This is a genomic window from Gilvimarinus sp. 1_MG-2023 (assembly GCF_030548285.1).
The window spans coordinates 1-343 of sequence record NZ_JAUOSC010000464.1 but is presented as its reverse complement, the minus strand read 5'-3'; the positions used below and the strand labels follow the sequence as shown (position 1 = coordinate 343).

1 protein-coding gene is annotated in these 343 nt (G+C 57.4%); it reads right to left on the bottom strand.

The window, feature by feature from the left end:
• Positions 1-343: serine O-acetyltransferase (locus Q4563_RS17650; protein ID WP_442903781.1), on the bottom strand; the 343-nt coding region annotated here is incomplete at both ends.

The following is a 343-nucleotide window of genomic DNA, read 5'->3' as shown; positions in this document are numbered from 1 at the left end:
ATGCAGGGCCTTGCACATGCGATCAATCTTGCTGTCCACCGCATCCATATGATCCATCATATTGTGGATCGAGCGGGCAATCGGGTCCGGGGTTCCATCGGCAATACCGTAGGCGTCAAATCCCAGTTTTTCAGCCATACGGACAGTCCCTTCTGGCAAGGGATTTTTCTTGCCTGCCATCCGTACAATACGACCAGGAATCCCCACCACGGTAGCGCCGTCCGGCACGGGCTTGGTCACGACCGCATTGGAGCCGATACGGGCATTTTCGCCCACTTCGATTGGCCCCAATACCTTGGCACCGGCACCCACGACAACACCGTTGTGCAAGGTCGGGTGACGC